At 25.2% G+C, this 2,362-nt stretch carries 3 protein-coding genes; 2 read left to right on the top strand and 1 reads right to left on the bottom strand.

The genetic code is table 11. From position 1 onward, the window contains the following. Positions 1-312, top strand: a 312-nt coding sequence (locus ACTT9D_RS07210; RefSeq protein WP_440931105.1) for a hypothetical protein, incomplete at its 5' end; no start/stop codon positions are given. A gap of 4 nt (positions 313-316) precedes the next feature. Then, on the top strand, positions 317-2,032 hold the full coding sequence (locus ACTT9D_RS07205; protein WP_440931104.1) for a carbamoyltransferase family protein: 1,716 nt from the start codon (positions 317-319) through the stop codon (positions 2,030-2,032). A 2-nt stretch (positions 2,033-2,034) separates the two neighbouring features. On the opposite strand, the gene ACTT9D_RS07200 is transcribed toward ACTT9D_RS07205, so the two are convergent. After that, positions 2,035-2,362, bottom strand: a 328-nt coding sequence (locus tag ACTT9D_RS07200) for a glycosyltransferase (RefSeq protein WP_440931103.1), incomplete at its 5' end; no start/stop codon positions are given.

The raw sequence follows: 2,362 nt of genomic DNA, 5'->3' as shown, positions 1-2,362 counted from the left end.
AACTTCTTTCCATACTCATTTATTAAAAGTTTAATAAAATTGAATTCTAAAGTTCATGTCATTGGTGATTTCCTAGATATTAAAAATGTAAAAAATCATGGATTAATCAATAACAAAAGTGTAAAAAACCTTCAAAAAAAATCTAAATACACAATTGCATATGCTGATAATATTTACAGCATCTTTGTGTTGGAATGTTTAAGTAATAATATGAAAATTCTTGTTGATAGTAGGTATTTCAAAAACATTACTTTCGAAAAAAAAAATTTTATAAATGTCAATTATAGAAAAATCCCAAATTTTTTAAAATAAATCAATGAAAATTATTTTAGGTATAAATGCGTTTCATGCTGACTCGTCTGCTTGTATTATTATTAATGATAAGTTAATAGCTGCTATAGAAGAAGAACGTATAACAAGAATAAAACATGATGCGAGTTTTCCAATTAATGCGATTTTAGAATGTTTAAAAATTTCAAATTTAAATGAAAACCAAATTACTGATATAGCTTTTAATACTAATCCATTTAGTAATCTAATAAGTAAAGGATTTTTTTTTTTAAAGAATTTTAAATTAAACAAAAATAACAGTTTGAAACGATTAAGAAAAAAAAATAGTTTAAGCAGAATTATAAAACAAAAATTACATTTAAATAAAAATGTTAAATTTCATTTTATTGAACACCATAAATCACATATAGCATCTGCGTATTATCCTTCAAATTTTTCTATTGCTAATGGATTGTCAATTGATGGTTCTGGTGATTTTGTAACTTTTGCTTTGGCAGAATGTAATGATAGGCAGATAAAAATAGTTGAAAAAATAAATTTTCCTCATTCTTTAGGAATATTCTATCATGCCATGACTCAATTTTTAGGATACGATAAATATGGTGATGAGTATAAAATAATGGGTTTAGCTGCTTATGGTAAACCAGTATATTACGATAAAATTCTAGACAATTTATTTGTAAAAAAAAAAGATCAATTTTTTGAATTGAACTTAGACTATTTTAATCATCATAGTAAAGATTTTAAATATATTGCTGATGAAAATCTAATAATTGACTCAATTTTTAATCAAAAATTAAAAAGTTTATTTTCTAATGAATTAAATGAAAATAATTTTCAAATAAATTTTGCTGCATCTGTTCAAAAAATCTATGAATATTTCTTTAAAAAAATTATCATCAAAATAAAAGAAAAAAATTTCTCAGAAAACTTAGTATTCGCTGGAGGTTGTGCACTTAACTCATCTGCAAATAAGTTGTTAACTGAGAATAAAGATTATTTTGAAAAAACATTTATTCCTTTTGCTCCAGGCGATAATGGTGGATCTATAGGTGCGGCTCTTGTTGTGGGTCACAAATATTTTAAGCAAATAGAGAATTTAAAATCTCCTTACCTTGGAAAAAAATTTTCAAATGATGAAATTTACCAACTACTAAGCCAAGAAAAATATTCAAGTAAAATTTCTTTTGAATACATGCCTGAGAATTCTGATCTTTTCCAATTAGCTGCAAAAAAAATTGCAGACAGCGAAGTAATTGGGTGGTTTCAAGAAAATATGGAGTTTGGCCCACGTGCATTAGGAAATAGATCAATTTTAGCTGATCCAAGAAATCCAAATATGAAGGATATTATCAATAAAAAAATTAAAAGAAGGGAGTCTTTTAGACCTTTTGCGCCATCAGTTTTAAAAGACAAACAAAAATATTGGTTTAAAAGTAATTTTTTCAATCCATACATGTCTTCTGTATCTGATGTTATTGAAGAGAAAAAAAAATTAGTTCCATCAATTACTCATATAGATGGCACTGCTAGATTGCAAAGTGTGTGCCCAGAGAAACATCAAAGATATTATAAATTAATAAATGCATTTTTTGAAATATCAGATGTACCTATAGTACTAAATACATCTTTCAATGAAAATGAGCCAATAGTTATGAAACCTGAGGAAGCTGTAAATTGTTTAATCAGAACAGATATGGATGGATTATTTTTGCAAAATTATTTTGTTCAAAAGAAATAATATCATTCAAACTCCAAATCTAATATTTTTAATGTATGGTCAACTGTCTTATCCCATCTAAATTTTTTTGAATGTTTGAGGCCTTTTTCTTTTAATTCTTTATTTAATGGTTTATTTTTTAAAAGTTCATTCATCATTTCCGCTATTTCTTCTATATTATCTGGATCAAAATATTTAGCTGCATCTAAATTAATTTCTTTTAATGCCGATCTATCAGAAGTTAATACTGGGCAATTATTTGCCATTGCTTCTAATGAAGTTAGTCCAAAAACTTCACAGTATGATGAAAATAAATAAAATTTAGAATTCTTATATAATTCTTTTAAATAT

Source organism: Candidatus Pelagibacter sp. (assembly GCF_052049815.1).
In the GTDB taxonomy this organism is placed as follows: domain Bacteria; phylum Pseudomonadota; class Alphaproteobacteria; order Pelagibacterales; family Pelagibacteraceae; genus Pelagibacter.
The sequence above is the reverse complement of the archived record's forward strand: the minus strand, read 5'-3'. Positions and strand labels throughout refer to the sequence as shown.